Below are 13489 nucleotides of genomic sequence, written 5' to 3'. Positions count from 1 at the left end.
ACCAAATACCTGAATCCCTTCCAAAAGGAGTGAATGCGATGAATCCAGAAGAATTGATCCTCCGGGACGCCAAGGATTCCGAACGCGAATTGATTGCCGAAGTGATGCTGGAATCCTATCAGCAGTATGCCTTTGATATGCCCCAGGAACGGTGGGAGCAGTACCGGGATTCCATCCGGAATTCCGTGTATGGGAATGCTCCCTATGCCCGAATCGTTGCCGAAATCGACGGGCGGATCGTCGGAAGCGTCCAGATGTTCCTCTCCTCGGAAGCCGCTTACGGCAATCCGGAGATGGGGATTCACTCGCCGATCATCCGCCTCCTGGCCGTTCATCCTTCCGCGAGAGGACGCGGGGTGGCCACCGCGCTCATCCGGGAAGCGGCACGCCGTGCGCTGGAGCTTGGAGCCACGACGCTGAACCTCCACACTTCCGACATGATGGCCTCAGCCGTGAAGTTGTATGAGAAGCTCGGGTTCCAGCGGCATTACGAGACCGATACGACCAATGGGGAGACGCTGGTCAAAGGATACCGGATCGACGTTCCCGGTTCCCTGCTGCTTCAGAACGCGGTGTAGCCCTCATCACTTCCATACTTCCATAGAAAATACGAAAAGGCGGTCCGGCTGAAGCCGGAACCGCCCTTGCTGCTATATGCCGTCCCTAGTCCTAACAGATCATACCGCAGATCCGTCCAATGCCTCGCGCACCAAAGCGAGCAGATTGGCCTTCTCGGCTTCGGGAATCCATTCCGTCAGCCGGGCCGCCGCTACCGGCAGCCGCCAGGCATCCACATCCGTTTGGCTGAGGCTCCCGCTTCCGATGTACTGCCGCGTATCTCCTTGACGAGCTCCTCCCTCATCCGGTCGAACTTCTTCACAGCCTCATCCGGCGTGCCGTCGGGCATGGTGCCCATTTGGAGCAGCACCAAAGTTCGGGCGACATCTCCGGCGGGATTGCCACGCATGCCCGTCATCCAGTCAATGACCCATTCCTTCTCTCCGAGAATGATGTTGTCCGGATGAAAATCCCCATGACAGAGCTTTGATCCTTCCGGAAGCTGCATCAAATAGTCAACAATCCGTTCCTTCTCCTCTTCCGCCAAGGAAGGCGCATGCTGAATACGGTTTTTCAGAACCGTCTTCTGCTCCGGCAGACCGTGAATGTCCCGGGCATGCAGCTCCAGATGAAGCCTGGCCATCCGGGCAGCTTCTTCGTGCAGGATGGCCGGATTAACGGAAATGGCCTGGAGCATGGTGATGCCGGATGCCAGCTCGTAGACCACCCCGAAGCGGGCGCCTTGCTCCGTAAGCCGAACCGGCCGGGGTGTCGTCACTCCCGTGTTATACACCTTCAAGCTGATTTGATATTCCTCTTCCGCCATGCCGCGCGGCATGCCTTCCCGGTACAGCTTCAGCACCTGGCCCGACTGATAGGACAGAACCTCCGCCGTTCTGCCGGCAGCGACCACCGGACTTCCCCCCATATGTACACAGCTCCTCTCTGCCGCCCTGCTCCCTTTCCCCAAACCGATGAACATGGGCTGCTTGCAGGTCCATTGTACCTTATCCCCTGCAGAGATGGATACGGGGATTTTGCGCAGCGCCGTATTCGTGCTCCCGTCAGCGCAGACGTAAGAAAAACGTCTATCGACGTACTTTCAAAGAAGACAGACCGCGTATAGAGGAAGTTTCTCTTGCGAGATCAGGAAGCAGAAGCTCCGAAACTTATACTTTCTGATCTCTTCAAAAAAACCGCCTGGGCGGCAGTATGCTCTCCGCAGCCCGAGCGGCTTCCTTACATCCATCTCCTCCTTCATCCCGTGAGGATGACGGGGAATCAGGTCGGGTTTATCCTTCCTGTAGACGTTCCACATTCACCGTTTGGGTGTCGGTAGGCCGGGTGCCGACCTGAACCGTGGCCACCCCGTTGTCTACATCCACTTTTTCGATCCATACCGGTACCCCTTCCAGGTTTACGGGAATGGTGTCCTTTGCCTGATAAATATCCAGCGCGCGCTGAGCATCCATGTTGGTTTAATCCTCCTGAGTAATAGAATCATAAGCTATCATTGTGCGCAGAACCTAGCATTTTTTGCTAGAGACCTGCCGCTCTTCTGCATCTTTTACTTTGAAAGTCTTAATTGCTTGTACATTTCAGCATGGCCATCAGCCTTCCTCGGGATCTCCCTCTTGCGCGGGACCGATCATGCCCGGCTCAACGACGATCGTGTCGGTCGTGCTCGCTCCGATGTAGCCGTTGTCGGCCGTAATGTTGCCGCCGCCCAGTCCCTCGTTGACCATCCGGTCGATATCGAGCATATGGGTATCCAGCGATATATCCTCATCCGGAGAGGTTACGTTATGCCAGTTGACGTTGTCCGCATCGATATAATCCGAAGATTCGATCGCGTCTCTGGCCGCCTCGTAATTTTCGAGCGCTTCCAGCGTCAGCTCCTTATCGTCGTCCGGGTCCTGTCTTCTGTCCTTCAACCTTGCTCCCTCCTCGCTACAGCATGCATGTGGTCATGGGTTCAATATGCCCTGCAGGCAGCTAAACCATTCATTTTTTCCCTGGCCAAATCGGCGGCGGGCCTTATAGAAACGGGATATTTTCCCCATACTAGTAGGAAAAAGCGTTAAAGGAGCGATAACTATGCATACCGTCTGGAAGGGAGCGATCAGCTTCGGCCTGGTCCACGTCCCGGTGAAAATGTTCTCCGCCACGGAGGACAAGGATATTTCCATGAGGTACGTCCATAAAGAGTGCGGCAGCCCCCTCTCCTACGTCCGCAAATGTCCGGTCTGTGACGAGGAAGTGGGCTGGGAGGAAATCGCAAAGGGCTATGAATACGAGAAGGGAAAGTTCGTTTTGTTTGAAAAAGAGGAGCTCGAGCAGATTACCGAGCAGGCCAACAAGGCGATTGCCATCCTCGACTTTGTCGATCTGTCCGAAATCGATCCGATCTACTTCCAGAAGACGTATTACCTCGCTCCGGATCAGGCCGGGGGCAACGCTTACCAGCTGCTGAAAGAGGCGATGCAACAGAGCGGCAAGATCGGGATCGCCAAAATCTCCATCCGCTCCAAGAGCAGCCTCGCGGCGATCCGCGTGCTGGATGAGTGCCTTGCGATCGAAACGATGTTCTACCCGGATGAAATCCGCCCGGTCTCCCAGGTGCCGAACCTTCCGGAAAATATCCAGGTCAACGATAAGGAGCTCGGCATGGCGCAAATGCTGATCGAGCAGCTCTCCACGCCGTTTGAGCCGAAAAAATACGGGGACGATTACCGCGAACGGCTGCTCGATCTGATCGAGCACAAGGTGGCCGGCGAAGAGATCAAGATCGCTCCGGCGAAGCAGGAGACGAATGTGATCGACTTGATGGCCGCCCTGCAGGCCAGCATCGAAGCGGCCAAGCCTGTGGCGACCGACCCGGGTCCGGCCAAGAAGACCGCTAAGGGCAAAGCCAAGGCCAAGCCTGCGGAACCTGCCGCCGCTGCCGGCGAAGGGCCCAAACCGAAACGCCGCAAGACGGCCAAGAAAAACGAAACCGTCTCGTAACGGTTAGATCGGAGGATCATCGATGCCGCTTACCCCGATCGTCCCTTTCGAACCCGTCATGACGGACGCCCTCCCATCCGGAGAACAGTGGATCGCCCAGATCAAATGGGACGGTGTCCGGATGATCACCTATTACGACGGCGGGGAGGTCCAGCTCGTGAACCGCAAGGGGAACAACCGGACGCGCCAGTATCCAGAGCTGCTGGATATCGCTTCTTACTGCCGTGCCGATTCGGTCATTCTGGACGGTGAAATCATTGCTCTGGTCGACGGGGTGCCTTCCTTTCATCAGGTCATGAAACGGGACAGCCTCCGCGTAGAGCAGCAAATCAAAGCCCGCGTCCAGCAGGTGCCGATCGTCTATATGATCTTCGACATCCTGTATTATAACGGCGAATGGGTAACCGGACGGCCGCTGCGCGAGCGGCAGCAGCTCCTGACGGAAACCGTGATCCCGAGCGGGCACGTCCAGCTTGTGCCGAGCTATACGGACATCCCGCTGCTGCATGACGTGTCGGTCCAGCACCGGCTTGAAGGCATCGTCGTCAAAGACGTTAACAGCGTCTATGCCCTGGGCGGCAAGGACAAGCGGTGGCAGAAGCGGAAGAACATCCAGGACGTGAACGCCGTGGTCGGCGGGGTGACGTTCCGGGACGGCATCGTGAATGCGCTGCTGCTCGGCCTGTACGCAGACGACGGGAGCCTGATCTATATCGGCCATGCCGGAACGGGCAAGCTGAAGGTGGCCGACTGGCGCAGCATCACCGAGCGGGTCGCGGACATGGCGGTGAAGGACCGTCCCTTCGTCAACCAGCCGGAGCGGCAGAAAGGGGCGGTCTGGATCCGTCCCGAGTGGGTGGTCAAGGTGAATTTCCTGGAATGGACGCCCGGCGGCACCCTGCGCCAGCCCAGTATTCAGGCGTTTGTCGATGTTCCCCCCGCGGACTGCCGGCTGGATCCGTAGCTTCCAAAGGATCACGGCGAGGACCTATGCCCGTGACTTTCCATTATGCAGCTCAGAAATGGCATCCCGCCTAAAATGATTGGAGGTATCCGTATGCCGCGAACCGTGAAAGGCACGATTTCGATCGAGGGACAAGACATTCCCATTACCAATCCCGATAAGCCGCTGTGGCCGGAAATGGGTATTACCAAGGCGATTTATTTGCAAAAGCTCGCGGCGCTCGCTCCTTATTTGCTGAAATATTGCCGGAACCGGCTGCTCACGACGATCCGTTATCCGCATGGGGTGCCTGGCGAATTTTTTTATCAAAAAAATGCGCCGGAACCGCTCCCTCCCTATGTCCAGACGGCCGAGAAGGACGGGATCAATTACATCCTGCTGAACGGCCTGCCCGAGCTGCTGTGGCTGGGCAACCTGGCCGCGCTGGAGTTTCACCCGTCCCTCCATTACGCAGGGAGCACGCTGCCCTGTGAATGGATGATTGACCTCGACCCGTCGCGGGAGGTCGAACCGCGGATCATGGAAGCCGCGTCCATCGTCGGCAAGGTGCTGCGCTCGCTCGGACTGCAGTCGGTGCCGAAGACCTCCGGGGCGACGGGTATTCAGATCATCGTGCCGATCAATGAAGGGATCACGTTCGACGAGCTGCGCACCGTCGGGCATTTCGTCGGCATGTTCGTGACGGAGAAGCACCCGGAGCTGTTCACCCTGGAGCGGCTCAAGAAAAACCGCGGCGATAAAATCTACTTCGATTACCTCCAGCACTATCAGGGAAAAACACTCGCCGCTCCTTACACCCCTCGGGCACGTCCAGGCGCGACGGTGTCCACCCCGCTGCACTGGGAGGAAGTGGACAGCAACGTTGCCCCGACCGATTTTCACCTGCTTAACATCGAGGAGCGGCTTGCCCGCCACGGAGACCTGATCGCCGCGCTCGCCCCGCAGCCGATCGAGCAGGTGATCCGCCATTTAAGCGCAGCAAAGCCCGGAAGGTAACCTTCCGGGCTTTGCTGCATTTCACGGGTCAGTCCAGCTTCGCTGCCCCGCTAATGGATATCTTTTTTCTTGAAACGGCCGCCCTTAACGTCATGGATATTACCAACCGCAAGGAAGGCATCCGGATCCCAATCGCCGACGATGGTCTTCAGCTTAGCCTCTTCCAGACGGGTGATGACCACGAAGATCACTTTCTTGCTGTCTCCGGAGTAGGCTCCTTCCCCTTCCAAATACGTGACGCCGCGTCCCAAGCGCTGGGTGAGGGCATCGCCGATGTCCTTGTATTTCTCACTGATGATCCATACCGATTTGGACTGGTCGATCCCTTCGTTGGTGATATCAATCACTTTAAAGGCGATAAAGTAGGCGATCAGCGAATACATCGCGTTATTCCAACCGAATACGAAGCCGGCGCTCGTCAGGATAAAGAAGTTGATGAACATGATGATCTCCCCGACGGAGAACGGCGTCTTTTTGTTGATGAGAATCGCGACGATTTCACTGCCGTCCGTGGAACCCCCTGCCCGGATGACCAGGCCGACGCCCGCACCGAGGATTACGCCTCCGAAGATGGCTGCCAGCAGCGGATCGAACGTAATGGGTTTAACGGGTTCCAGCAGCGCGGTGCCAATCGACATCACCAGAACGGCTGCCAGCGTGGAGAAGGCAAACGTCTTGCCGATTTGCTTGTAACCCAGAAACAAGAAAGGAATATTGAGAACCGTAAGAAAAATACCGAGCGGCAGATGAAAAAGGTGGGACAGCATAATGGAAATGCCGGTAATCCCGCCGTCAATGATGTTATTGTTTACGAGGAATACTTCCAGTGCAACAGAGACCAATCCGGCTCCGATCAGCATGACCAGGATGCGCATGAACACTCTGGCTTTCGAGGTCGGCGCCTTGAGCGGCTGCAAATCCTGCGGCAGGTTTGGCCTATCCGTGGATTGCGGGTTTGAAGGTACAGCCATCGAATCCCCCCGATTCTATAGATTGTTGTAGCATAAAGGGACATGAAACGCCCGGTAGCATTGTGTACAGCCTAAGAAATCTGGACTTCCGTGATTATTCCCTTACTTTATTATATCATAGTTTTTAGCTGTATATTATCAGGATGGGAGTTTTTCTGTCATGAAATCCTTATTATTATTTATTGCGGCCGGGCTGGCCGAGATCGGCGGCGGTTACCTGGTATGGCTGTGGATCAAGGACGCGAAGCCCTGGTGGTTCGGCGCTGCGGGCAGCCTGCTCCTGATCCTGTACGGGATCATTCCAACCCTGCAGAATTATCCTTCCTTCGGCCGGGTTTATGCCGCATACGGGGGCATCTTTATCGTCCTGGCCCTGCTGTGGGGCTGGTGGATCGACAAAAACACGCCCGACGTCTACGACTGGATCGGAGCGGCTCTGTGCATGGCCGGCGTATCCGTTATTCTATGGGCTCCACGGCACTAGGCTTGGCAGCAGCAGATTCAGGACCACTCCGTCATAGCAGCGGGGACAGCATCCGGCACAGCACTTCCGCCAGCTTATGCCGAAATGGCCGGGCCTGAAACTCCTCGGTTACTATTTGATGGCTCTGGCTCATATCTTCCTTGAAATCTTTCACCAGCCGGTCGATCGAGGACTGCTCGAACAGCGCTGCCGTCAGCTCGAAATTACAGAAAAAGCTCCGCATGTCCATATTAGCGGTACCTACCGAGGCCATCAGGTCGTCGACGATCATGACCTTGGCATGAATGAAGCCTTTCTGATATTCATAGAACTTCACTCCGGCCAGCAGCAGGTCTTCAATATAGGAGAGCGAAGCGAGATGCACCAACCTGGAATCGGCTTTCAACGGAATGATGATCCGCACGTCCACTCCGCTGACCGCAGCGGTTTTGAGTCCTTCATAGATGCCCTGATCGGGAATAAAGTAGGGCGAGGTGATCCAGATCCTTTTTTTCGCGACCGTAATCGCGCCAAAGCACATCTCCTGGATGGCATTCCAATCCTGATCGGGTCCGCTGCTGACGATTTGAACCTGTTCATCGGCTTCGCATTGATGTTTGGGAAACAGTGCAGGGTCCGACAACCGCTCGCCTGAAGCGAGCTTCCAGTCGCTCAAAAACACATTTTGCAAAAAATAAACGGCATCTCCCTCGATCTCCAGGTGCGTGTCGCGCCAATATCCCATTTTCTGATATTTCCCCAAATAGTCATCGCCGACATTCAGCCCGCCGACAAAGCCTTTGGTTCCATCGACGACAATAATTTTGCGGTGGTTGCGGTAGTTGATCCTGCGGTCGATCATGGCCAGAAGCGGCGGCAGGAAGAAGTGGAACTCCACGCCTGCTTCCTTCAGCTCCTGGATGAACCCGCGCCTGCGGCCAAGTCTGTAGCTTCCGAAGCCGTCGCAGAGCAGCCTCACCTTGACCCCGGCTTTCGCCTTCCGGACCATGATGTCCTTGAACCGGTTCCCAATATCGTCGTCCCGGAAAATATAAAATTGAATATGTAAGTGATCTTCTGCTTTGTCCATGGCCGCGAGCATCGCGCCAAAGGTATCCTCCCCGTCGGTCAGCACCCTGCTCTTGTTGCAGCCGGTAATCGGGCTCTCGGACAGATGGGACAGCAAATTAAACAAGCGCTCCTGATGCTGAAAATCCTTGCTGTGCATATCCCCGGCACGCTTTACCAAGGACGCCTGACTCCATATCAAGGGACGGATCTCTTGAAACAGGCGCGAACCCTGCGTACGGACCTTCTTCCTCGCTTTATAGTCCTGAGCCACAAAATAATAGACCACAAAGCCGATCAACGGGCAGCAAAACAATATAAACAGCCAGGCGACCGTCTTGTAAGGATTGCGGAATTCCAGAAGCAGAATCGTTGCCGTTTGAAAAATAAAAACGAGTAGTGCGATAAGCAGCCACAGCATACGTCAGCCTCCTTGCGGGTCAAAAGCAATCTGTATGTTCAGGATTGACCACTTTCAACCTGCTTTATTCAGTATTTACCCGGATCGGCCTGATGCAGACGCAGCGGCGGCAAAGATCACATTTTTGACATGTTTTAAGAGATCAGAGAATACATAGAAGATAAGACAAGTACAATCAAGCCGAGGAAAGGAGCCGCCATGAAAAATGCCAAAGGCAATGGGCGGGTGACGCTCCTGGTCATGCGGGACGCCCAGCATTCCGTCAAACAGCTGCATCTCTCCAAGCCCTTGATGATGGCCGTCCCCGCCGTGGCCGTTCTGTCGCTGTCCGGACTCGTTCTTGCGCTGCAGGCCCACTCGTCCCAGGTGATCTCCCAGCTGGAGCAGAAGGTCACCGCCGAAAGCCTGAAGAACGTCCAGATGCAGCGGACGGTGAACAGCCGGGAGCAGTCCATCGAGCGCCTGCAGAACGAAATCGTCAACCTGTCGAGCCAAGCCAAAGATATGAAGCAGAAGATGGACCGCGTGGATGAACTGGAGAACCAGCTGCAGCAGTTCATTGACAAGCACGGGACCACCAGTATGGCCGAGCCTGCTTCCGGGGCCAAAGCGTCTTCCCTGTCCTGGGATGCCTCGCAGCATGTCGGTGGCGAATATATCGCTGTGCATGAGAACGATATGCTGGACCTGGCCCAGGAGACGAAAGATGACTTTCAGGAGATGCAGACGCTGCTGCGGTCCATGGAGAACCAAATCCCTTCGACCTTGAAAAAAGCGGAGGAAACGCAGGATCGGATCTCCGGGCAGCCTGACCTGTGGCCGACCGAGTCCCGTGTGACGACCTCAAGCTTCGGCTACCGGACGGACCCTTTTACCGGAAGGGCGTCCTTCCATGCGGGGATCGATATTGCCGGGGATAACGGAAGCCCCGTATATGCGGCGGGAGCGGGTACGATCGTGACGGCTGAGAACAGCGGCGGTGCGCGGGGACGGTATATCGTCATTGAGCATCCGAACGGCCTGCAAACCTGGTATATGCACCTCAGCAAAATCCAGGCCAATGTCGGCCAAACCGTCGACAAGGGCGAACAGATCGCCGAGCTCGGCTCGACCGGGCGCAGCACCGGCCCCCATCTTCATTTTCAGGTCGTGAAGAAGGATAAGCCCGTTAACCCGCTGCCCTATATTCAGTAGTAGGGTTTGATCGTAAGAAAAACGTCTATCGACGTACCTTCAAAGAAGACAGACCGCGTTTAGCTGAAGTTTTTCTTGCGATTATAGAATGGTTCAGCTTCGCTGAATTTTAAATTCTATAATCTTAAAAAGGAGGGATTTCAAACATGAGCAGATCCAAAGCGAGCCGGCACCAGAGCGCAACGGACACTTTGATCGGCAAAGGGACAGAAATCGAAGGGACGCTGGCCTGTGAGGCCAACCTGCGCATCGAAGGCAAATTTAACGGCGTCATTGAGAGCAAAGGCAGCGTCATTGTCGGGGAGCATGCGGTGGCCAGATCGCACATTCATGCCAAAGAGGTCATCATTGCCGGAAAAGTGTACGGCGATGTGACGACGCTCGGCCGGCTGACCATCACAGCGACCGGACAGATGTTCGGTGACGTGCTGGGGGCAACGTCGCTGGTCATTACCGAGGGCGGCATCCTCCACGGATCCAGCAAAATGGAGCTGAAGGACGCCCCGGAGGAAATGGCGCAGGAGACCGCCCCCACCCCGCGGTATTTGGAATCGGAAGCCGGCTGATGCGGCCCGAAGCTTCTGCTTTCTTATCTCTGCAAAAAACGCAGTCGCAAGTGAACGGATCACGTCCACATGCACTGCGTTTTTTTGGCTTTTATCATCGTGACAGGTCAGGCTGCGACGTCCCGTTTACCGAACACGGTCCAGGCGATAACCAGAAACAAGACGTAGTAGATGGCCAGAATCAAGATCGAGAACCCAAGCGTCACACCCCCAGGCCCCACCGAAGAGGCCAGATACTGCGACAGGTCCATGTGCATAAACGGCAAAAACTTTGCCCAGCTGTAGCGCTCAGGGTTGAACAGCATATTAAAGATGCCCTTCGCGAACATGATGAACAGCGACAGCCCGATGGCGAGCCCGCTTGCCCGGAACACGGCCGAGAGCATAAAAGCCAGCGCCACGGTCATGAACAGGTCTACATAATCGCAAAGCATAATCAGAAAGTAATGACGCGGCCCGATGCGCTCGCCCATAAGGGACCCGCCCGCTCCTCCCGAGAAGAAAATCGCGGAGACCCCGTATGACACGACGATCAGCAGCACCGTGCACAGCAGGCTGAACAGCACTACGGCAATATATTTGGAGAGCAGAATCTTCGATCGGCTCCATGGGCGGATCAGCAGCAGCTTGATAGTCCCCCAGGAAAATTCGCCTGCAACGGAATCCGAGGCGACCACAACCGAAAATATGGTGCACAGAAAAAACGTAAACGCCCCGGTCTGAAGCACGCTTTCCCACAAGCTGATATTGCCCCCGCCATCCGCCAAGTGAAACAGGAGCGGCATCAGAATGTTGACGATGGCCAGGATCGACAGCATGATCCACGTCCGGGCTCTCCGGTATATCTTCATATTCTCGTTCTGCACGAGATGGATAAAGCTACCCAATCTGATCACTTCCCGTCATTTCCAAGAATTGGTCCTCCAGCGACCGGGTTATCTTCTGAATCCCGTACACCTTGAATCCGCTCTGGACAAGCCGGGCATTCGTGTCGGCAATGCCATTTCGGTCGAGCCGGACGATCAGCAGTCCATCGCGTACCGTACCGCCCCCAAGCAGCTCTTGCGCCTGCTCCGGCCGGTCCAGCGCAAATGCCGTTTCCACGGTCGTCTCCTGCGCTCCCTCAACACCGGCCAGCGTGCGTACGTCAATCAACCGTCCGTTCTGGATGATCGCCACGGCGTCGCACATCAGCTCCATCTCGGACAGCAGATGGCTGGAGACGAATACCGTCGTCCCCTCTTCCCTGCACAGCCGGCGCAGGTAGTCCCTCAGCTCGCGGATTCCCTGCGGGTCCAGCCCGTTGGTGGGCTCGTCCAGGATCAGCAGCTTCGGACGGTGCAAAATCGCCTGAGCTACGCCCAGGCGCTGCCGCATGCCCAGCGAATACGTCCGCACCGGGTCCTGAATCCGGTTGCTCAGCCCAACGAGCTGAACCACTTCCTGAATGCGCTCCTCGGTAATCCCTGACATCATCCGGGCAAAATGCCGGAGGTTTTCATACCCCGTCAAAAACTTATACATCTCCGGGTTTTCCACGATCGCCCCCACGTGGACGATCGCCTGCTCAAAATGATCCTTGATGCTGTAACCGCAAATTTTAATATCTCCCTTGGTGATCCTGGTCAGCCCGACCATCATGCGGATAGTCGTCGTTTTTCCGGCCCCGTTCGGACCGAGAAAACCAAAGACCTGCCCGGGAGGGATGTCCAGCGTAACATCCTCAACCAATGTTTTGGATGAGACTTTCTTCGTGACACCTTCCAGCCGAACCACCGGTTCCTGCTGCATTTCTATCACCCCTTCTGCCCAAGTCTGGCCCCATTGTAGCATATTCGCCTTGCAGATGCCCATCATATGGGAAATCTGCCTCTGATTGTGTCTGCGAATAACATAGGGTACAGCAGCCCAGGGGAATCACTGTGCGGTAAAATCCCGTCCGGAACACAAGTGCCGTGTCCGACATAGGGATGACCTGCTCACATCGCAAGCAGAATACGGATAGCTGACTGTTCAAGAGAATCGACTTCCCTTCCATGAAGTGTGTCTTTGCGTTTAAAATTATGACCAACGACTTATTATAGATACATTCTGTAACATGCACACCAAGAAATCTACATGAATCTGCATCTTTTGTCAAGGAAACTGACAGTTTTCGTCGAAAAATAACCCCACAACGTGGGGCTTATGAATCAATTCGGGTTCCGAGATGCTGCAAAGGACGCCGGAAATGAAAAAGCAAGCGTGACATCTAGCCACGCCTGCCTCTTATTGTAAATGCTCTTTAATGACATTATGGATACGCTGCCGCTCTTCATCGCTGACCATGTAATACCAAATTCCGTTGATCTTCTTGCCCTGGCCCTTGATCTCCACCTGCTCGATTGTCTTCAGATCGGACCGGTAATCGGTCACGAAGGTCTTCATATTGTCGAAAGTGATGTCTGTTCTGACACTGTCCCCTACCTGGTTCAGTAGGGATTCGATTTTTACGACATTCGATATTTTGAGCGCATTATTGATCACCTGCTCCAAAATTTCCCGCTGCCGTGCATTACGCCCCAAATCTCCACGCGGATCGTCATACCGCATCCGGGAGAAGGCCAGCGCCTCGGAGCCGTCCAGCTTCAAGTCGCCCTGTTTGAAATCGTATCCTTCATATTGGAAGGCAAACGGATTATTCACTTCCACCCCGCCGAGCAAATCAATGATTTTGGCGAAGCCCTCCATATTGACCTTGATGTAATAGTTGACCGGATAACCGAGGAAGTGCTCTACCGTCGCGACCGACATGTTTACGCCGCCAAAGGCGTAAGCATGGTTGATCTTGTCCGTCGTCCCGTGGCCGACGATTTCGGTTCTCGTGTCACGCGGGATGTTGAACATCAGGATACTCTGCTTGGCCGGATTTACCGTCAGCAGGATCATCGAGTCCGAGCGGCCCGGGTCGTCCTCGCGCTGATCCACGCCCATGACCAGAACGGTAAACGGCTCCCTTTCATTCAAATGAACCGCCGACGGGTTTTCGGCGCTCTTGGACGTATCCGCCTGGCCGCCCGTCTTGCCATCCGAGCTGACGGTTACCGGTACAACGGACGGTTCCCGCTTTTCATATATTTCGTTAGCCGTCGCTTTGACCGAATTGTAAATATACAATCCGTATCCCGCGACACCGACCACCAGCACCGATACGACGGCGATGGTCGAAACGACCCATTTTTTCATGATGCCTCTGCCACCTTCCTAATGGACACATCTGCGCCCTGCGCACTTGGACACGCA

The 13489-nt window shown here is 55.4% G+C and carries 15 protein-coding genes; 7 read left to right on the top strand and 8 right to left on the bottom strand.

The window, feature by feature from the left end:
* Positions 1-38 precede the first annotated feature (38 nt).
* On the top strand, positions 39-578 hold the full coding sequence (locus ABID47_RS29055) for a GNAT family N-acetyltransferase (RefSeq protein ID WP_105442066.1): 540 nt from the start codon (positions 39-41) through the stop codon (positions 576-578).
* A gap of 191 nt (positions 579-769) precedes the next feature.
* Here the strand turns inward: ABID47_RS29055 and ABID47_RS29050 are convergent, their stop codons facing one another.
* The 3 genes from ABID47_RS29050 to ABID47_RS29040 all read right to left on the bottom strand — a co-directional run bounded on the left by ABID47_RS29050 (position 770) and on the right by ABID47_RS29040 (position 2492).
* The gene (locus ABID47_RS29050; RefSeq protein ID WP_354502147.1) at positions 770-1486 is read right to left on the bottom strand and encodes a phosphotransferase family protein; all 717 of its coding nucleotides are present in this window, start codon (positions 1484-1486) and stop codon (positions 770-772) included.
* 364 nt (positions 1487-1850) lie between these two features.
* A complete protein-coding gene (locus ABID47_RS29045; RefSeq protein ID WP_076175007.1) occupies positions 1851-2030 on the bottom strand; it encodes an H-type small acid-soluble spore protein in 180 nt (59 codons plus the stop codon).
* A 138-nt stretch (positions 2031-2168) separates the two neighbouring features.
* Positions 2169-2492, bottom strand: coding sequence for a hypothetical protein (locus ABID47_RS29040; RefSeq protein WP_105442064.1), 324 nt, complete (start codon positions 2490-2492; stop codon positions 2169-2171).
* A 163-nt stretch (positions 2493-2655) separates the two neighbouring features.
* On the opposite strand from ABID47_RS29040, the gene ku reads away from it, so the two are divergent.
* The 3 genes from ku to ligD all read left to right on the top strand — a co-directional run bounded on the left by ku (position 2656) and on the right by ligD (position 5524).
* Entirely contained in the window at positions 2656-3564 is a 909-nt protein-coding gene (gene ku / locus ABID47_RS29035; protein WP_076175011.1) for a non-homologous end joining protein Ku, read from the top strand.
* A 22-nt stretch (positions 3565-3586) separates the two neighbouring features.
* The gene (locus tag ABID47_RS29030; protein WP_354502142.1) at positions 3587-4528 is read left to right on the top strand and encodes an ATP-dependent DNA ligase; all 942 of its coding nucleotides are present in this window, start codon (positions 3587-3589) and stop codon (positions 4526-4528) included.
* 93 nt (positions 4529-4621) lie between these two features.
* Entirely contained in the window at positions 4622-5524 is a 903-nt protein-coding gene (gene ligD, locus ABID47_RS29025) for a non-homologous end-joining DNA ligase (protein WP_089549926.1), read from the top strand.
* A gap of 50 nt (positions 5525-5574) precedes the next feature.
* Here the strand turns inward: ligD and ABID47_RS29020 are convergent, their stop codons facing one another.
* Positions 5575-6399 carry a YitT family protein gene (locus ABID47_RS29020; protein ID WP_234489791.1) on the bottom strand — a complete coding sequence of 275 codons (825 nt, stop codon included), beginning with the start codon at positions 6397-6399 and terminating at the stop codon, positions 5575-5577.
* A 256-nt stretch (positions 6400-6655) separates the two neighbouring features.
* On the opposite strand from ABID47_RS29020, the gene ABID47_RS29015 reads away from it, so the two are divergent.
* Entirely contained in the window at positions 6656-6979 is a 324-nt protein-coding gene (locus tag ABID47_RS29015) for a YnfA family protein (protein ID WP_076175017.1), read from the top strand.
* A 31-nt stretch (positions 6980-7010) separates the two neighbouring features.
* Here ABID47_RS29015 and cls read toward each other — a convergent pair whose 3' ends face one another.
* Entirely contained in the window at positions 7011-8447 is a 1437-nt protein-coding gene (cls, locus tag ABID47_RS29010) for a cardiolipin synthase (RefSeq protein WP_145160845.1), read from the bottom strand.
* Between the two features lie 198 nt (positions 8448-8645).
* Here cls and ABID47_RS29005 point away from each other — a divergent pair, with 198 nt between their 5' ends.
* Positions 8646-9641, top strand: coding sequence for a M23 family metallopeptidase (locus ABID47_RS29005; protein ID WP_116231864.1), 996 nt, complete (start codon positions 8646-8648; stop codon positions 9639-9641).
* A gap of 146 nt (positions 9642-9787) precedes the next feature.
* The gene (locus ABID47_RS29000; RefSeq protein ID WP_354502137.1) at positions 9788-10207 is read left to right on the top strand and encodes a bactofilin family protein; all 420 of its coding nucleotides are present in this window, start codon (positions 9788-9790) and stop codon (positions 10205-10207) included.
* 107 nt (positions 10208-10314) lie between these two features.
* Here ABID47_RS29000 and ABID47_RS28995 read toward each other — a convergent pair whose 3' ends face one another.
* The 3 genes from ABID47_RS28995 to ABID47_RS28985 form a co-directional block, all read right to left on the bottom strand.
* On the bottom strand, positions 10315-11094 hold the full coding sequence (locus ABID47_RS28995) for an ABC transporter permease (RefSeq protein ID WP_116231862.1): 780 nt from the start codon (positions 11092-11094) through the stop codon (positions 10315-10317).
* Positions 11087-11998 (bottom strand): ABC transporter ATP-binding protein, encoded by a 912-nt coding sequence (locus tag ABID47_RS28990; protein ID WP_145026119.1) that lies wholly within the window; start codon positions 11996-11998, stop codon positions 11087-11089. The genes ABID47_RS28995 and ABID47_RS28990 overlap by 8 nt, the downstream gene beginning before the upstream one ends.
* Positions 11999-12475: 477 nt before the next feature.
* On the bottom strand, positions 12476-13432 hold the full coding sequence (locus tag ABID47_RS28985) for an LCP family glycopolymer transferase (RefSeq protein WP_354502134.1): 957 nt from the start codon (positions 13430-13432) through the stop codon (positions 12476-12478).
* Between the last annotated feature and the right edge of the window lie 57 nt (positions 13433-13489).

The organism is Paenibacillus favisporus, from assembly GCF_040545415.1.
GTDB classification, from domain to species: Bacteria; Bacillota; Bacilli; order Paenibacillales; family Paenibacillaceae; genus Paenibacillus_AQ; species Paenibacillus_AQ favisporus.
The sequence above is the reverse complement of the archived record's forward strand: the minus strand, read 5'-3'. Positions and strand labels throughout refer to the sequence as shown.

Excerpts from the sequence above, each read along its gene's own strand:
- ABID47_RS29045 (WP_076175007.1), bottom strand. The coding sequence starts at position 2,030 with ATGGATGCTCAGCGCGCGCTGGATATTTATCAGGCAAAGGACACCATT.
- ABID47_RS29030 (WP_354502142.1), top strand. The coding sequence starts at position 3,587 with ATGCCGCTTACCCCGATCGTCCCTTTCGAACCCGTCATGACGGACGCC.
- ABID47_RS29015 (WP_076175017.1), top strand. The coding sequence starts at position 6,656 with ATGAAATCCTTATTATTATTTATTGCGGCCGGGCTGGCCGAGATCGGC.
- ABID47_RS28985 (WP_354502134.1), bottom strand. The coding sequence starts at position 13,432 with ATGAAAAAATGGGTCGTTTCGACCATCGCCGTCGTATCGGTGCTGGTG.
- ABID47_RS29055 (WP_105442066.1), top strand. The coding sequence starts at position 39 with ATGAATCCAGAAGAATTGATCCTCCGGGACGCCAAGGATTCCGAACGC.
- ligD (WP_089549926.1), top strand. The coding sequence starts at position 4,622 with ATGCCGCGAACCGTGAAAGGCACGATTTCGATCGAGGGACAAGACATT.
- ku (WP_076175011.1), top strand. The coding sequence starts at position 2,656 with ATGCATACCGTCTGGAAGGGAGCGATCAGCTTCGGCCTGGTCCACGTC.
- ABID47_RS29050 (WP_354502147.1), bottom strand. The coding sequence starts at position 1,486 with ATGGGGGGAAGTCCGGTGGTCGCTGCCGGCAGAACGGCGGAGGTTCTG.
- ABID47_RS29005 (WP_116231864.1), top strand. The coding sequence starts at position 8,646 with ATGAAAAATGCCAAAGGCAATGGGCGGGTGACGCTCCTGGTCATGCGG.
- cls (WP_145160845.1), bottom strand. The coding sequence starts at position 8,447 with ATGCTGTGGCTGCTTATCGCACTACTCGTTTTTATTTTTCAAACGGCA.
- ABID47_RS28990 (WP_145026119.1), bottom strand. The coding sequence starts at position 11,998 with ATGCAGCAGGAACCGGTGGTTCGGCTGGAAGGTGTCACGAAGAAAGTC.
- ABID47_RS29020 (WP_234489791.1), bottom strand. The coding sequence starts at position 6,399 with ATGCGCATCCTGGTCATGCTGATCGGAGCCGGATTGGTCTCTGTTGCA.
- ABID47_RS29000 (WP_354502137.1), top strand. The coding sequence starts at position 9,788 with ATGAGCAGATCCAAAGCGAGCCGGCACCAGAGCGCAACGGACACTTTG.